Source organism: Curvibacter cyanobacteriorum (assembly GCF_028649475.1).
In the GTDB taxonomy this organism is placed as follows: Bacteria; Pseudomonadota; Gammaproteobacteria; order Burkholderiales; family Burkholderiaceae_C; genus Curvibacter; species Curvibacter cyanobacteriorum.
Map to the genome: position 1 here is coordinate 580,412 of NZ_JAQSIP010000001.1, position 14,561 is coordinate 594,972.

The 14,561-nt window shown below is 64.2% G+C and carries 13 protein-coding genes; 6 read left to right on the forward strand and 7 right to left on the reverse strand.

Annotated elements, in window-relative coordinates; all coding sequences use genetic code 11:
• The first annotated feature begins 2 nt into the window (after window positions 1-2).
• The 3 genes from truB (at window position 3) to PSQ40_RS02510 (ending at window position 3,829) form a co-directional block, all read left to right on the forward strand.
• Window positions 3-1,007 (forward strand): tRNA pseudouridine(55) synthase TruB, encoded by a 1,005-nt coding sequence (gene truB, locus PSQ40_RS02500; RefSeq protein WP_273948496.1) that lies wholly within the window; start codon window positions 3-5, stop codon window positions 1,005-1,007.
• A complete protein-coding gene (typA, locus tag PSQ40_RS02505; RefSeq protein WP_273948497.1) occupies window positions 1,004-2,827 on the forward strand; it encodes a translational GTPase TypA in 1,824 nt (607 codons plus the stop codon). Before truB ends, typA begins: the two co-directional genes overlap by 4 nt.
• A gap of 441 nt (window positions 2,828-3,268) precedes the next feature.
• On the forward strand, window positions 3,269-3,829 hold the full coding sequence (locus PSQ40_RS02510; RefSeq protein ID WP_273948498.1) for a GNAT family N-acetyltransferase: 561 nt from the start codon (window positions 3,269-3,271) through the stop codon (window positions 3,827-3,829).
• Window positions 3,830-3,993: 164 nt separating this feature from the next.
• Here the strand turns inward: PSQ40_RS02510 and PSQ40_RS02515 are convergent, their stop codons facing one another.
• The 7 genes from PSQ40_RS02515 to cyoA all read right to left on the reverse strand — a co-directional run bounded on the left by PSQ40_RS02515 (window position 3,994) and on the right by cyoA (window position 10,921).
• Window positions 3,994-4,530 (reverse strand): response regulator transcription factor, encoded by a 537-nt coding sequence (locus PSQ40_RS02515; protein WP_273948499.1) that lies wholly within the window; start codon window positions 4,528-4,530, stop codon window positions 3,994-3,996.
• Complete coding sequence (locus tag PSQ40_RS02520; protein WP_409338534.1) at window positions 4,523-5,908, reverse strand: ATP-binding protein; 1,386 nt, start codon at window positions 5,906-5,908, stop codon at window positions 4,523-4,525. The genes PSQ40_RS02515 and PSQ40_RS02520 overlap by 8 nt, the downstream gene beginning before the upstream one ends.
• 36 nt (window positions 5,909-5,944) lie before the next feature.
• Window positions 5,945-6,712 carry an SURF1 family protein gene (locus tag PSQ40_RS02525; RefSeq protein WP_273948500.1) on the reverse strand — a complete coding sequence of 256 codons (768 nt, stop codon included), beginning with the start codon at window positions 6,710-6,712 and terminating at the stop codon, window positions 5,945-5,947.
• Between the two features lie 29 nt (window positions 6,713-6,741).
• A complete protein-coding gene (gene cyoD, locus PSQ40_RS02530; RefSeq protein WP_273948501.1) occupies window positions 6,742-7,128 on the reverse strand; it encodes a cytochrome o ubiquinol oxidase subunit IV in 387 nt (128 codons plus the stop codon).
• Complete coding sequence (gene cyoC / locus PSQ40_RS02535; protein ID WP_273948503.1) at window positions 7,125-7,763, reverse strand: cytochrome o ubiquinol oxidase subunit III; 639 nt, start codon at window positions 7,761-7,763, stop codon at window positions 7,125-7,127. The genes cyoD and cyoC overlap by 4 nt, the downstream gene beginning before the upstream one ends.
• Before the next feature lies 1 nt (window position 7,764).
• Window positions 7,765-9,768 (reverse strand): cytochrome o ubiquinol oxidase subunit I, encoded by a 2,004-nt coding sequence (cyoB, locus tag PSQ40_RS02540; RefSeq protein WP_273948505.1) that lies wholly within the window; start codon window positions 9,766-9,768, stop codon window positions 7,765-7,767.
• Window positions 9,769-9,862: 94 nt separating this feature from the next.
• Complete coding sequence (gene cyoA, locus PSQ40_RS02545) at window positions 9,863-10,921, reverse strand: ubiquinol oxidase subunit II (RefSeq protein WP_273948506.1); 1,059 nt, start codon at window positions 10,919-10,921, stop codon at window positions 9,863-9,865.
• Between the two features lie 168 nt (window positions 10,922-11,089).
• Here cyoA and PSQ40_RS02550 point away from each other — a divergent pair, with 168 nt between their 5' ends.
• The 3 genes from PSQ40_RS02550 (at window position 11,090) to PSQ40_RS02560 (ending at window position 14,544) form a co-directional block, all read left to right on the forward strand.
• Window positions 11,090-12,433, forward strand: coding sequence for an MFS transporter (locus tag PSQ40_RS02550; protein WP_273948508.1), 1,344 nt, complete (start codon window positions 11,090-11,092; stop codon window positions 12,431-12,433).
• A 141-nt stretch (window positions 12,434-12,574) separates the two neighbouring features.
• The gene (locus PSQ40_RS02555; RefSeq protein WP_273948510.1) at window positions 12,575-13,450 is read left to right on the forward strand and encodes a DMT family transporter; all 876 of its coding nucleotides are present in this window, start codon (window positions 12,575-12,577) and stop codon (window positions 13,448-13,450) included.
• Window positions 13,447-14,544: an enoyl-CoA hydratase/isomerase family protein gene (locus tag PSQ40_RS02560; protein WP_273948512.1), complete on the forward strand. Its 1,098-nt coding sequence runs from the start codon at window positions 13,447-13,449 to the stop codon at window positions 14,542-14,544. Before PSQ40_RS02555 ends, PSQ40_RS02560 begins: the two co-directional genes overlap by 4 nt.
• Window positions 14,545-14,561: the final 17 nt, after the last annotated feature.

Sequence of the window (14,561 nt, forward strand, 5' to 3'; positions counted from 1 at the left end):
GCATGAACGCGCCACGCACACGGGTGCAACGGCGCCCTGTGCATGGGGTGTTGTTGCTGGACAAACCGCTCGGCCTGTCGAGCAACAACGCCTTGCAAAAGGCGAAATGGCTGCTGCGCGCTGAAAAAGCGGGCCACACCGGCACGCTCGACCCCTTGGCCACCGGCGTGTTGCCGCTGTGTTTCGGGGCTGCCACGAAGTTCAGTCAGCTCCATCTGGATGCTGACAAGACCTATGTGGCCCTGGCACGCCTGGGACAGAAGACGTCGACGGGCGACGCTGAAGGCGAGGTCATTGAGACCCGCCCGGTGGCCCCCGAGGCGCTGAGCCCGGAGCGCCTGGCCGCCGTGCGGCAGCAGTTCCTGGGACCGATTCGCCAGGTGCCGCCGATGCACAGCGCCTTGAAGAAGGACGGCAAGGCCCTCTACGAGTACGCCCGCGAAGGCGTGGTGGTGGAGCGTCCGGCGCGCGATGTGGTGATTTTTGATCTGCAGCTGAGCGATGTGTCCGACCAGCACGATGGGGCGCCCACGCTGCGCATCGAGGCCCGCTGCAGCAAGGGCACGTACATCCGGACGCTCGGTGAAGACATCGGTGAAGCGCTCGGTTGTGGCGCCTCCCTGATTTCGCTGCGGCGCACGGTGACGGGTGACTTTGACCAGCACCAGTGCGTCACCCTGGCGCAGTTGGAGGCGTGGTCCGAGGCCGATCGCCAGCGCAGCTTGCTGCCGGTGCAGGCCTTGTTGCCGCATCACACGCGCGTCACTTTGGACAGCGAGAATGCCGGGCGGTTTCTCAGTGGCATGCGCCGCCGGGGAAGCTGGCCCGACAAGAACCCGGTGGCGGTGTTCGGCGAGCAACCGCCGGCGCTGCTGGGGGTGGGCCATGTGATGGCCGGAGAACTGATCCCGGAGCGGCTCTTGAGTCCGATCGAGATCCAACAGATTTTGGAAAGTATTGAAAGTACAAACGAGCCCGCAACGGCCGGTATTCAGGAAACGAAATGAGCAAACAAATTCGAAACATCGCCATCATCGCCCACGTTGACCATGGCAAAACCACCATGGTGGACCAGCTGCTGCGCCAGTCGGGCACCTTTGCGGAACACGAAAAGATCGTGGACACCGTGATGGACAACAACGCCATCGAAAAAGAACGTGGCATCACGATTCTGGCCAAGAACTGTGCCGTGAGCTGGGAAGGCACCCACATCAACATCGTCGACACCCCGGGCCACGCGGACTTCGGTGGTGAAGTGGAACGCGCGCTGTCGATGGTGGACGGTGTGGTGCTGCTGATCGACGCCCAAGAAGGCCCGATGCCGCAAACCCGCTTTGTGACCAAGAAGGCCCTGGCCCTGGGCCTGCGCCCGATCCTGGTGGTCAACAAGGTCGACAAGCCCGGTGCCAACCCGGACAAGGTCGTCAACGCCGCTTTCGACCTGTTCGACAAGCTGGGCGCCACCGACGAACAGCTGGACTTTCCCGTCGTGTACGCCTCGGGCATCAACGGCTGGACCTCGCTCGAAGAAGGTGCGCCGGGCGAACAGTGGGGCCCCGACATGTCGGCCCTGTTCAACACCATCCTGAAGCACGTTCCGTCGCAAAAGGGTGACCCGAACGCGCCGCTGCAACTGCAAATCTCGGCGCTGGACTTCTCGTCCTTCGTGGGCCGCATCGGCGTGGGCCGCATCAGCCAAGGCACCCTGAAGCCCATGACCGACGTGATGGTCATGGAAGGTCCGGACGGCAAGTCGTTCAAGGGCCGTGTCAACCAGGTGCTGACCTTCCAGGGCCTGGACCGCGTCCAGTCCACCGAAGCCGGCCCGGGCGAAATCGTGCTGATCAACGGCATTGCCGACATCGGCATCGGCGTCACCGTGACCGACGTGAACAACCCGGCTCCGCTGCCCATGCTGAAGGTCGACGAGCCGACCCTGACCATGAACTTCTGCGTCAACACCTCGCCGCTGGCCGGCCGTGAAGGCAAGTTCGTGACCAGCCGTCAGATCTGGGACCGCCTGCAAAAGGAACTGCAGCACAACGTGGCCCTGCGCGTGAAGGAAACCGACGAAGAAGGCATCTTCGAAGTCATGGGTCGCGGCGAACTGCACTTGACCATCCTGCTGGAAAACATGCGCCGTGAAGGCTACGAATTGGCCGTGTCCAAGCCGCGCGTGGTGTTCCGCGACATCGATGGCGTGCGCCACGAGCCGATCGAGCTGGTGACGGCCGACATCGAAGAAGGTCACCAAGGCGGCGTGATGCAAGCCCTGGGCGAGCGCAAGGGCGAGCTGGTGAACATGGAACCCGATGGCCGCGGTCGCGTTCGTCTGGAATACCGCATCCCGGCCCGTGGCCTGATCGGTTTCACCAACGAATTCCTGAACCTGACCCGGGGTTCTGGCCTGATCAGCAACATCTTCGACAGCTACGAACCCCACAAGGGTGACATCGGCGGCCGCAAGAACGGCGTGCTGATCTCCATGGACGACGGTGAAATCTTCACCTACGCCCTGGGCAAGCTGGACGACCGTGGCCGCATGTTTGTGAAGGCCAACGATCCGGTGTACGAAGGCATGATCGTCGGCATCCACAGCCGTGACAACGACCTGGTGGTCAACGCCACCCGCACCAAGCAGCTGACCAACTTCCGCGTCAGCGGCAAGGAAGACGCTGTGAAGATCACGCCCCCGATCGAACTGACGCTGGAATACGGCGTGGAATTCATCGAGGACGACGAGCTGGTCGAAATCACGCCGAAGTCGGTGCGCCTGCGCAAGCGGCACCTGAAGGAAACCGACCGCAAGCGCGCCAGCCGCGCCTGAGTTGGATGACCCAGCCAGCCTGCGTTCATGGGATGCAGGTGGGGCAGGGGAGAGAGAAGGAGGCCTTGGGCCTCCTTTTTTCATGGGCGCTGCCAATCGGAGGTGCTATAAGCGCCCAAGCTTCTGGGTGCAGATTCTGATGAAATCCGACCGTGAGCCTGATTCAAATTGGCGACCCAGTCCGATTCAAAACTGGCCACGGCTTCCGACTCAAACCGGCCAACTCGGGGCTCCATCCCATTTGGTGACCACCTGATACGATGTTTGGGAAGGGCCATGAGCGGGTATTTGGCTGCGCCCTTTAAATTGCGAGCGAAAAATGAATTCACGCTGCGCTCACGAACTCACGTGTTCTCACTTCGCAGCAGCAGGTGTGGCAGCCTAACGCTCTACAAAGTTCAAATAATGCGAAATACATCCAAGTGAGATTGCAGGTAGTCAATGTTCGATTTTCCAACGCTGCAAACATCTCGGCTCACTCTGCGTGAGATTGTGGAATCGGATGCGCAGAATATTCTTCAAATTCACGGCGACGCCGAACACATGAGATGGTTTGGATCGGATCCTATTTCTGATCTAGACGGCGCCAAGAAGTTGGTCGCGACCTTTGCCAGTTGGCGAAAAGAGCCGGTTCTCGGTGCACGCTGGGCCATCGAGTTGAGCGACCAGCCAGGACTGATCGGTACATGCGGTTTGTTTCGCTGGAATCGAAACTGGAAGTCCTGCATCATGGGTTACGAGATATCTCCAGCCCATCAAGGCCGCGGCTACATGAAAGAAGCCTTAAATGCAATCATCACTTGGGGTTTCCGAGAGGTGCAGTTGAATCGAATCGAGGCCCAGGTGCACCCTGACAACGCCCCATCTCTGGCCATACTCGCGGCGCTCGGTTTCGTGAAAGAGGGGCGGCAACGGGAGGCTGGTTACTGGGCAGGCAGGCACCACGACCTCCTGCAATACGCTCTGCTGAATGGTCAGTGGCGTACCGAAAATGCTGTTTAGTTTTCTAGTGCAGATGATGGATGCATACGACCGAGGGGGCCGGCCTGGCGCGGGCAGTTCACCGCGACAGAGGTTTGCCGCTGGCGCAACTCAAAGTTTGAGCCCGCAGGCGAACCTGGCTAGGCCATGCTAGCGCGGTACAGGGGCTCGGGTTTCGGCGCCTCTCACTTCACCCGCTGCTTTTCCAGCTTGCGGGCCAAGGTGCGCCGATGCAGCCCCAGGCGGCGCGCGGCCTCGGAGATATTGAAACCGGTCTCGGCCAGGGTTTCGTGGATGCGCTCCCACTCGAGCGTTTTGATCGAAGTGGAGCGGTTGCTGAGTTCGATGTCGGTGCTGCCCGCGACGTGACCGAACGCGGCCTCGATGTCGTCGGTGTTGGACGGTTTGGCCAGGTAGTGGCAGGCGCCCAGTTTGATGGCTTCCACCGCGGTGGCAATGCTGGCGAAGCCGGTCAGCACCACGATGCGCATGGTGGCATCGTGCTGGTGCAGGCGTTGCACGCAGGCCAGGCCGCTGGCGTCGCCATTGAGCTTCAGGTCCACCACGGCGTAGCCGGGGGAATGTTGCTCCAGCAAGGTGCTGACGTCTTGCAGGCTGCTGGCGTGCAGGGTGGTGTAGCCGCGTCGCTCCAGCGATCGGATCAAGGTGCGTGCGAAGGTCGCATCGTCCTCTACCAGCAGCAGCAATCGGTCTTCACTCATGGACGGTATTGTCGTCCAGAGTCAGGGCACTCAGCGGCAGTTTGACGGTGACGACCGCACCGCCTTCAGGGCGATTGCGGGCGCTGACCGTGCCCCCGAGGCTGCGTGCCACGTTGACCACCAAGAACAAACCCAAGCCCCCCCCGAGGCGGCCTTTGCTGGACTGGTAGGGCTTGCCAAACTGCTGCAGCATGCCCGGGGCAAAACCCGGGCCCTGGTCGTGGACTTCGAGGGTCAGCTCTTCGCCATCGTGGCGGGCCTGCAGGCTCAGCCCCTGCGGCGAGGCCTCCATGGCGTTGTCGAGCACGTTGTCGATCATCTGCCGCACTGCCGAGTCGGCCACCATGGGCAGGTCTTCGGGGAACTGGGCCGTGTAGGTGAGTGGCACGTTGGGCCGCGTCAGGCGCCAGTCGTCCACCAGGGCCTCCAGAAAGCCGTTGAGCGTGGTCACTTCGGAGTCCTCGCCCCGGGTTTCTCCCGCGGTCAGCAGGATGCCGCTGACGATGGATTTGCAGCGTTGCAGCTGGATCTCCATGTCGTTGATCTCTTCGAGCAGGTCGGGGTTGCCTTTGAACTCGGGCATGCGGCGCCAGTCGCCCAGGATCACCGCCAGGGTGGACAGCGGGGTGCCCAGTTCGTGGGCTGCGCCCGAGGCCAACAAGCCCATGCGCACGATGTGTTCATGCTCGGCGGCCTGTTGACGCAGGTCCGCCAGCCGCGCATCACGCACCTGCAGGTTGCGGTGGATGCGGTTCATGAAGGTGACCAGCAGCATGGCGTTGAGCACAAAGCAAATCAGCAGACCCTGCACATACAAGCTGGCAGGGCCGAGGTTGTGGTCCAGCGGCAGCGCCAGGGGGCGCGACAGCACGGTCAGGCCCGCCAGGCAGGCCGTGGTGATGCCCACAATGGTCCAGGTCGACCAGGCTTCCAGCAGCACGGCGCTCAAGATCACCTGCAACAGGTACAAGAACACAAAGGGGTTGGTGGTGCCGCCGCTCAGGTAGAGCTGGGCCGTCAGGCTGGCCACGTCGACCAGCAGGGCGACAAACAGCTCGGTGTTGGAGACTTCGCGCTGCTCGTGCCAGCGCAGGTGGCTGGCGATGTTGAAGGCGATCAGGCAGGCCAGCACCTCCAGCATCTGCGGCATGGGCAGAGGCAGCTCGAGCACCAGGCTGGCGACCGCGATGGTGATGATCTGCCCACCCACCGCAAACCACCGCAGGTGGATCAGCTGCAGCATGTTTTTGTGCCCCGCCACGCTGTCCAGTTGGGCCGCTGGGGCCACCTTGGCGCGGCGCTGCGGCGTCCCGAGGGCCTCGGGCGGCTCGGGCGACTCGCTTGGTTCGGGGGCAGGGGACAAGCGGGGGGCGGGCATGGGGTGGCTTCGGGTGGTGGTGGCAACAAGCAGCGGTCAGGCAGACGCGCCGCGTCGGTCCTGGCGCCACACCCACCACACGGCCGCGATCACCATCAGGGCCAGCGCGTACCAGGTCAGCGCATAGACCAGGTGGTTGTTCTGGAAGTGCAGCACGGTCAGCCCGCCGACCGGGTCGGTCAGGGGGGCGTCGTGGGCCAGGGCCCCCGATTGTCCCGCAAGCGGTGACGTGGCGGCGTCGGCGTCCACAAAATAGGGTGCCACGCCCTGCAGGCCATGGGCCGCGCTCAGGGCCTGCACATCGCGTGAGAACCAGCGCTGCGCGGCGGGGTCGTTGCGGCGCAGAAAGCCACCGCCAGGCTCGCTCAAGCGCAGCAGGCCGGTGACGGTGGTGTCCTGGTCGTCGGGGGCGCGTGGGCCCGGGGCCTGGGTCACAAAACCCCGGTTCACCCACACCACCTGGCCGTCGAGTGCAGCGCCGCTGAGGCGCAGCGGCGTCATGACCCAGAAACCCGGGCCCAGCTTGGTGACGGCCTGCACCAGGCTGCTGTGCTGGTGCAACCAGCGCCCTTGCAGGCGCAGGTGGCGGTATTCGTCGTTGGCGGCGTTGATGTCGGCCCAGCGGGCCGGGGCGGGTGGCGCCACCGGGGCGGCGTGCACGCGCTGCTCGACGCGCTCGATCAGGTCCAGCTTCCAGCTCAGGCGCTGCACCTGCCAGGTGCCCAGACCCAGCAGCACCAAAACAACAAGGCCCGCGCCCAGCAAGAACAGTGCGCGCAGCACACTGGAGCGGGAGCGGGCCATGGTGGCAGGTGCCGGGGCGCCTGGGGCGCTCAAGGCATCTGGCGCATCTCGTGCGCCGGCATGGGCATCATGTTGTGGTTCAGGTGGTACATCACCCACAGCGAACCGGCCAGCGTGATCACCACCAGCATGAAGGTGAAGATCAGGGCCAGCATCGACCAACCGCCTTCGGAGCGGGTGTTCATGTGCAGGAAATACACCATGTGCACCACGATCTGCACCGCGGCAAAGCCCAGGATCACCAGCGCGGTGGTGCTGGAGCTGGCGAAGGTCTTGCCCATCACCAGCGCAAAGGGGATGGCGGTCAGGATGACCGACAGCACAAAGCCAATGACGTAGCTTTTCAGGCTGCCGTGGTCAGCGTGGTCGTCGTGGCCATGGTCATCGTGGCCGTGGTGGTGGTCATGTGCGCTCATGGCAGAACTCCCATCAGGTAGACAAAGGTGAAAACGCCGATCCAGACCACGTCCAAGAAGTGCCAGAACATGGACAGGCACATCAGGCGGCGCTTGTTCGGGCCGGTCAGGCCGTGCTTGTTCAGCTGAACCATCAGCACCACCAGCCAGATCAGGCCGAAGGTGACGTGCAGGCCGTGGGTGCCCACCAGCGTGAAGAAGGCCGACAGGAAGGCGCTGCGGCTCGGGCCAGCGCCCTGGTGGATCAGGTGGGCAAACTCATACAGCTCCAGGCCGATGAAGCCTGCACCCAGCAGACCGGTGATGCCCAGCCACACCAGGGTGGGCTTGAGCTTCTTCTTCTGCATTTCCAGCATGGCGAAGCCATACGTGATCGACGACAGCAGCAGCAGCGAGGTGTTCAACGCCACCAGCGGCAGGTCGAACAGGTCGGCCCCCGAGGGGCCGGCCGCGTAGCTGCGGCCCAGCACGGCGTAAACCGCGAACAGGCAGGCAAAGATGAGGCAGTCGCTCATCAGGTAGAGCCAGAAACCGAGCAGGGTGCCGTTTTCCGGGTGGTGCTCCAACACGTAGAAGCGCGAGCTGGGGTCCTTGCTCAAGGGGGCGCCTTGGGCGCCGTGGGCGATAGTGGACATCTTAGACTTGACCTGCGAGCAAACGGGTGCGTTCGGCTTCCACCTTCACCACCTGGGCGGCGGGAATGTAGTAGTCGCGGTGGTAGTTGAAGGTGTGGATGATGATCGCGGCCATCAGGGCCACGAAGCCCAGACCGGCCAGCAACCACATCTGCCAGATGATGGCGAAGCCCACCACAGCGCTCAGGCCTGCGATGACAAAGCCAGCAGCGGTGTTCTTGGGCATGTGGATGTCCACGAAGCCTTGCACCGGGCGCACGTAGCCTTGCTTCTTCATGTCGGTCCAGGCGTCGTTGTCATAGACCTTGGGCGTGAAGGCAAAGTTGTAATCCGGCGGCGGCGACGAGGTCGACCATTCCAGGGTGCGGCCATCCCACGGGTCACCCGTGGTGTCACGCAGGCTGTCGCGGCGCAGGTAGCTGACCACCAGCTGGATGCCGAAGCAGGCGATGCCCAGCGCGATCATGGCGGCGCCCAGGGCGGCGACCTGGAACCAGATCTGCAGCGACGGGTCTTCGAAGTGGCTCATGCGACGGGTCACGCCCATCAGGCCCAGCACGTACAGCGGCATGAAGGCGAGGTAGAAGCCAATGAACCAGAACCAGAACGAGCACTTGCCCCAGAAAGGGTCCAGCTTGTAGCCGAAGGCCTTCGGGTACCAGTAGGTGATGCCGGCGATCATGCCGAACAGCACGCCACCAATGATCACGTTGTGGAAGTGGGCGATCAGGAACAGGCTGTTGTGCAGCACGAAGTCCGCCGGGGGCACGGCCAGCAGCACGCCGGTCATGCCACCGATCACGAAGGTGATCATGAAGCCGATGGTCCACAGCATGGGCAGCTCGTAGCGGATGCGGCCCTTGTACATGGTGAACAGCCAGTTGAAGATCTTGGCCCCGGTCGGGATCGAGATGATCATGGTCGTGATGCCGAAGAACGAGTTCACACTCGCGCCCGAGCCCATGGTGAAGAAGTGGTGCAGCCAGACCAGGTAGGACAGGATGGTGATCACCACGGTGGCGTACACCATCGAGGTGTAACCGAACAGGCGCTTGCGGCAGAACGTGGCCACCACTTCGGAGAAGATGCCGAAGGCGGGCAGGATCAGGATGTAGACCTCAGGGTGGCCCCAGATCCAGATCAGGTTCACGTACATCATGGCGTTGCCGCCGAGGTCGTTGCTGAAGAAGTTGGTGCCGGCGTAGCGGTCCAGCGACAGCAGGGCGAGCACGGCCGTCAGCACCGGGAAGGCGGCGACGATCAGCACGTTGGTGCACAGGGCGGTCCAGGTGAAGACCGGCATCTTCATCATGTTCATGCCCGGGGCGCGCATCTTCACGATGGTGGCGATCAGGTTGACCCCTGACAGCAGCGTCCCCACCCCGGCAATCTGCAGCGACCAGATGTAGTAGTCAACCCCTACATCGGGACTGGCCAGGATGCCGGACAGCGGCGGGTAGGCCAGCCAGCCGGTGCGGGCGAATTCACCCACGAACAGCGACGCCATCACCAGGCCGCCACCGAAGGCGGTCATCCAGAAGCTGAAGTTGTTCAGGAACGGGAAGGCCACGTCACGGGCGCCGATCTGCAGCGGCACCACGTAGTTCATCAGGCCCGTGACCAGCGGCATGGCCACGAAGAAGATCATGATCACGCCGTGGGCGGTGAAGATCTGGTCGTAGTGGTGCGGCGGCAGGAAGCCGGTTTGGTCACCGAAGGCAATCGCTTGCTGGGCGCGCATCATGATGGCGTCGGCAAAGCCGCGCAGCAGCATGATCAGGCCGAACACGATGTACATGATGCCGATGCGCTTGTGGTCGATGCTGGTGATCCAGTCGCGCCACAGCGGGCCCCACAGGCGGAAGCGGGTCAGCAGGGCCAGCACGGCGATGCCGCCCAGAGCCACTGCGCAGAAGGTGCCAATGAGGATGGGCTCGTGGAGGGGGATGGCGTCCCACGAGAGACGGCCGAAGATGAGCTTCGTCAGGTCGAGTTGGTCTTGCATGGTCAGTCTCGCTGGCAGGGGTGAGCGCCCAGGCACGGGGCCGGGGCGTGGGCGGTGCCAGAGGCACCGCCTGGGATGGCGAAAGCGGCGAGGGTCATAGTCCGGTCGGTTTGGTCAGCGAGAGGCCGGTGCCCTGCGGGTCACTGGTGGTGCAGGCCAGCGCTTCGACGTAGCGGCGCGCGGGCAGGCGGTTCTCGGTCGCGGAGCTGGCTTGGGCGGCCACCCGGAAGGTGTTGGTGCCCATGCCGCCGGCGCTGTCGATGGCCATCATTTCGTGCATGCACATCTTGCTGCTGTCCACACAGCGGTTCAGGATGGCGCCGTACAGCTCGCCGTCCACGCGGCCATAGTGGCGCACCGGATCGCGTTCGCTGGGTTGCTCCAGGGCCAGGTAGGTGGCGCGGTCCAGGCTCAGTTCGCTGGCCTTGGTCTTGGCGACCCACTGGTCAAAGCCGGCTTGGTCCATGCCATGGAAGCGGAAGCGCATGTGCGAGAAGCCCGCGCCGCTGTAGTTGGCCGAGAAGCCTTCGTAGTTGCCCGCCTTGTTGATGACGGCGTGCAACTGGGTCTGCATGCCCGGCATGGCGTAGATCTGACCGGCCAGCGCCGGGATGTAGAACGAGTTCATCACGGTCGACGCGGTGATCTTGAACTGGATCGGCACATCCACCGGGGCCACCAATTCGTTCACCGTCGCGATGCCTTGCTCGGGGTAGATGAACAGCCACTTCCAGTCCAGCGCCACCACTTCCACCGTCAGGTGCTTGGCGTCCTTGGGCAGAGGGCGGTCGGCGTCCAGGCGCGACAGCGGGCGGTACGGGTCCAGGGTGTGGGTGCTGATCCAAGTCAGCAGGCCCAGCGCGATGATGATCAGCAGCGGGGCGCCCCAGATCACCAGTTCGAGTTGGGTGGAGTGGTCCCAGTCCGGTTCGTAAGCCGCTTCGGTGTTGGATTGGCGGTAGCGCCAGGCGAAAAACAGCGTCAGAGCGATCACCGGAACGATGATCAGCAACATCAGCAGCGTCGAGACCACGATCAGGTGGCCTTGTTGCGCTGCGATATCGCCCGACGGGTTCATCACCACGGTGCCGCAGCCGGTCAAGGAAACAGCAGAAAGCAAAAGCAGTCCGCGAAGTGTCTTGTGAGAGGTCATGCCGGGGTAAAGCAGGATGTGCTATGGGGGGAAAGTGAGGTAATCTACATTTGCCAAGCGTGTTTGGCGATTGGACGTTTTGTCCTATGTCAATCGGCCTCTCACCAAAAGCGCTGCGGCGGAGACAGCGTGCCTTCAGGGCGCGGGTAATAGAAATGAGAGGCAAAAATGGTGTCCAGCACAGTTCAAAGCGTTGCCACTCAGGCGACCGGTTCCGCGTATTCGAGCAGCAGTCATGCCCCCGGTGGGCACAACACCCAGATCACCCCGGGCGAAATCGCCACCGGCGTGGTGGTCGGTCGGGCCTCTGAGTACTTTGACTTCTTTGTCTACGCCATCGCTTCGGTGCTGGTGTTCCCGGCGGTGTTCTTTCCCCAACTGGGGCGGCTCGAGGGGACGCTGTATTCGTTCGTGATCTTCACCTTTGCTTTCATTGCACGGCCCTTTGGCACCGTGTTGTTCATGGCCATCCAGCGCCACTGGGGCCGCGAGACCAAGCTCACCATCGCCCTGGTCCTGCTGGGCGCCAGCACGGCGGGCATGGCCTTTTTGCCCACCTATGCCAGCCTGGGCGCCGCGTCGGTGCTGCTGCTGTCGGTGTTCCGCATTGCCCAGGGCGTGGCCCTGGGGGGCTCGTGGGACGGTCTGCCCTCGCTGCTGGCCCTGAAGGCGCCGGAAGACCGCCGTGGCTGGTACGCCATGTTGGGTCAGTTGGGGGCGCCGCTGGGTTTTGTGGTGGCCGCTGGGCTGTTTGCCTACCTGCTCGGTAGCCTGACCGAGCCCGACTTCCTCACCTGGGGCTGGCGTTACCCCTTCTATGTGGCCTTTGCCATCAACGTGGTGGCGCTGTTCGCCCGCCTGCGCCTGGTGTCCACTGACGAGTATTCGCACTTGCTCGAAGAGCGCGAACTCGAACCCACCCCGGTCGGAGAAATGACCCGCTCACAAGGCCGCAACGTGCTGATCGGGGCCCTGGCTGCCCTGGCCAGCTACGCGCTGTTCCACCTGGTGACCGTGTTTCCGCTGTCCTGGATCACGCTGTACTCAGACCGCTCGATCACCGAGTTCCTGGGGGTTCAGATGGTGGGCGCCTGCCTGGCTGCGGTTGGCGTGGTGGTGTCGGGCCTGGTGGCCGACCGCTTTGGTCGCCGCACCACGCTGGGCACGCTGGCTGCCTTGATTGCGGTCTTCAGCGGCTTTGCGCCGAGCCTGATGGACGGTGGCATCTGGGGGCAAAACGTATTCATTCTGGTGGGCTTCATGCTGCTGGGCCTGTCGTATGGTCAGGCGTCGGGTGCGGTGACGGCCAACTTCTCGGCCCGCTACCGCTACACCGGGGCCGCCTTGACGGCCGATGTGGCCTGGCTGGTGGGGGCGGCTTTTGCGCCGCTGGTGGCGCTGGGGCTGTCGGCCCACTTCGGGCTGGCCTATGTCAGTGTCTACCTGCTGTCGGGTGCGCTGGGCACCCTGGCGGCGCTCAGTGTGAACCGGGCCCTCGAAGGGCGCGGCTGACAACCCCGGCCCAAGCTCGCTTGGGCCGTCGCCGCCGAGCCTGTGGCCGGCGGCTTTCATCGGGCACAATCCGGGGCAGTCCCGGCGTGTACCGGGTTGGATCCCAACGGGCCGCATGTCGGCCCGTTTTCTTGTTGACCCATGAAACTGACGCATTCCCGAGCGGTCCTGCTGATGGTGGCCGTGACCCTGATGTGGTCGATCGCCGGGGTGGTGACCCGCCACCTCGAACAGGCCCGCAGCTTTGAAGTGACCTTCTGGCGCAGCCTGTTCAATGCCCTGGCTTTGCTGGCCATCCTGCCGCTGGTGCAGGGTCGGGCGGTGTTTGCCAACATGCGCCAGGGGGGGCGGGCCCTGTGGGTGTCCGGGGTGTGCTGGAGCGTGATGTTCACGGCCTTCATGGTGGCCATGACCCTGACCTCGGTGGCCAATGTGCTGGTCACCATGTCCCTCGGGCCCCTGTGCACGGCGCTCATTGCGCGGATTTTCTTGCGCCACCGCATCCTGCCCCGCACCTGGGCGGCCATTGCCGCGGCCGGGGTGGGCATCGCCTGGATGTACGGCAGCCAGCTGGCAGGCGGCCAATGGCTGGGCACGCTGGTGGCCTTGTGCGTGCCACTGGCGGCGTCGGTCAATTGGTCGGTGGTGCAGCGCTCCCATGCGCAGGGCCACGACGTGGACCTGGTGCCGGCCGTGCTGATCGGGGCTTTGATCTCGGCCTTCACCACGCTGCCCCTGGCGTTTCCGTTTCAGGCCTCGGCCTCTGACCTGGGCTTGCTGGCCTTGCTGGGCGTGCTGCAGTTGGCCATTCCCTGTGTGTTGGCGGTGCGCTGTGCGCGCGTGCTGAAGGCCCCGGAAGTGGCCTTGTTGGCCCTGTTGGAAGTGATTTTTGGCATCTTGCTCGCTTGGGCAGGGGCCGGAGAACGGCCCGCCCCCGAGGTGCTGGTCGGTGGGTCGCTGGTGATTGCGGCCCTGGTAGGCAATGAACTATTAGGTTGGAAGGAGCAGACAAAATGAGCATTTTCAATGGCGACATCGTGACCGAACTGCGTGGGCAGATCGGCTTCATCACCCTGAACCGCCCGCGGGCGCTGAACGCTTTGTCCCTGGGCATGGTGCGTGACCTCACGGTGGCGCTGCAGGCCTGGGCGGCCGACCCCGCTGTGTTGGGCGTGGCCATCCGCGGCAGCAACAAGGAGGGCGTTTTTGGCGCGTTTTGCGCGGGCGGCGACATCCGCTTCCTGCACCAGGCAGCCACCACGGGCGATGCCGATTTGGAGGCTTTCTTCACCGAGGAGTACGCCCTCAACCACCTGATCCACTGCTACCCCAAGCCCTACATCGCCTTCATGGACGGCATTGTGATGGGCGGCGGCATGGGCATCAGCCAGGGCGGCAGTGTGCGGATCGTGACCGAGCGCACCAAGATGGCCATGCCCGAGACCAATATCGGCCTGTTCCCGGACGTGGGCGGTGGCTACTTCCTGAGCCGCTGCCCGGGCCGCGTGGGCGAGTGGTTGGCCCTGACGGGCGACACCATCGGGGCGGGCGATGCGATCGCCTTCGGCCTGGCGGATCATTTCCTGAGTGCCGAGCGCCAGGCCGCCCTGTGGGAAACGCTCGCCAGCCAGCGCTGGGCCGACGGGGCCGCTCTCCAGGCGTGGCTGGGTCAGCAGTTTGAAGCAGCCCCGGCCCCCGCCACGGGCGCGGACGTGCGGGCCTGGGTGGACCGGTTTTTTGCCCTGGCGGACGCCAAAGCCATGGTGCAGGCGCTCGAAACCGACAGCGCCGACTGGGCGCGCCACACCGGTGCCACCCTGCGCAAGCGCTCGCCTCTGATGTTGGAGGTGGTGCTCGAGCAGGTGCGCCGCGCGCGCGGTCAGACCCTGGCCGACGACCTGCGCATGGAGCGGGACCTGGTGCACCGCTGCTTCCATTTGCGCCCCGGTCAAAGCGAGACCGTGGAAGGCATCCGGGCCCTGGCGATTGACAAGGACCACAGCCCGCGCTGGAACCCCAGTCGGGTCGAGGACGTGCCAGCCGCCCTGGTGGCAGAGTTCTTCAGCAGCCCCTGGGCGGCGGACCAGCACCCGTTGCGCGAACTGGCCTGAGGGCCCGCGCGCGTGCC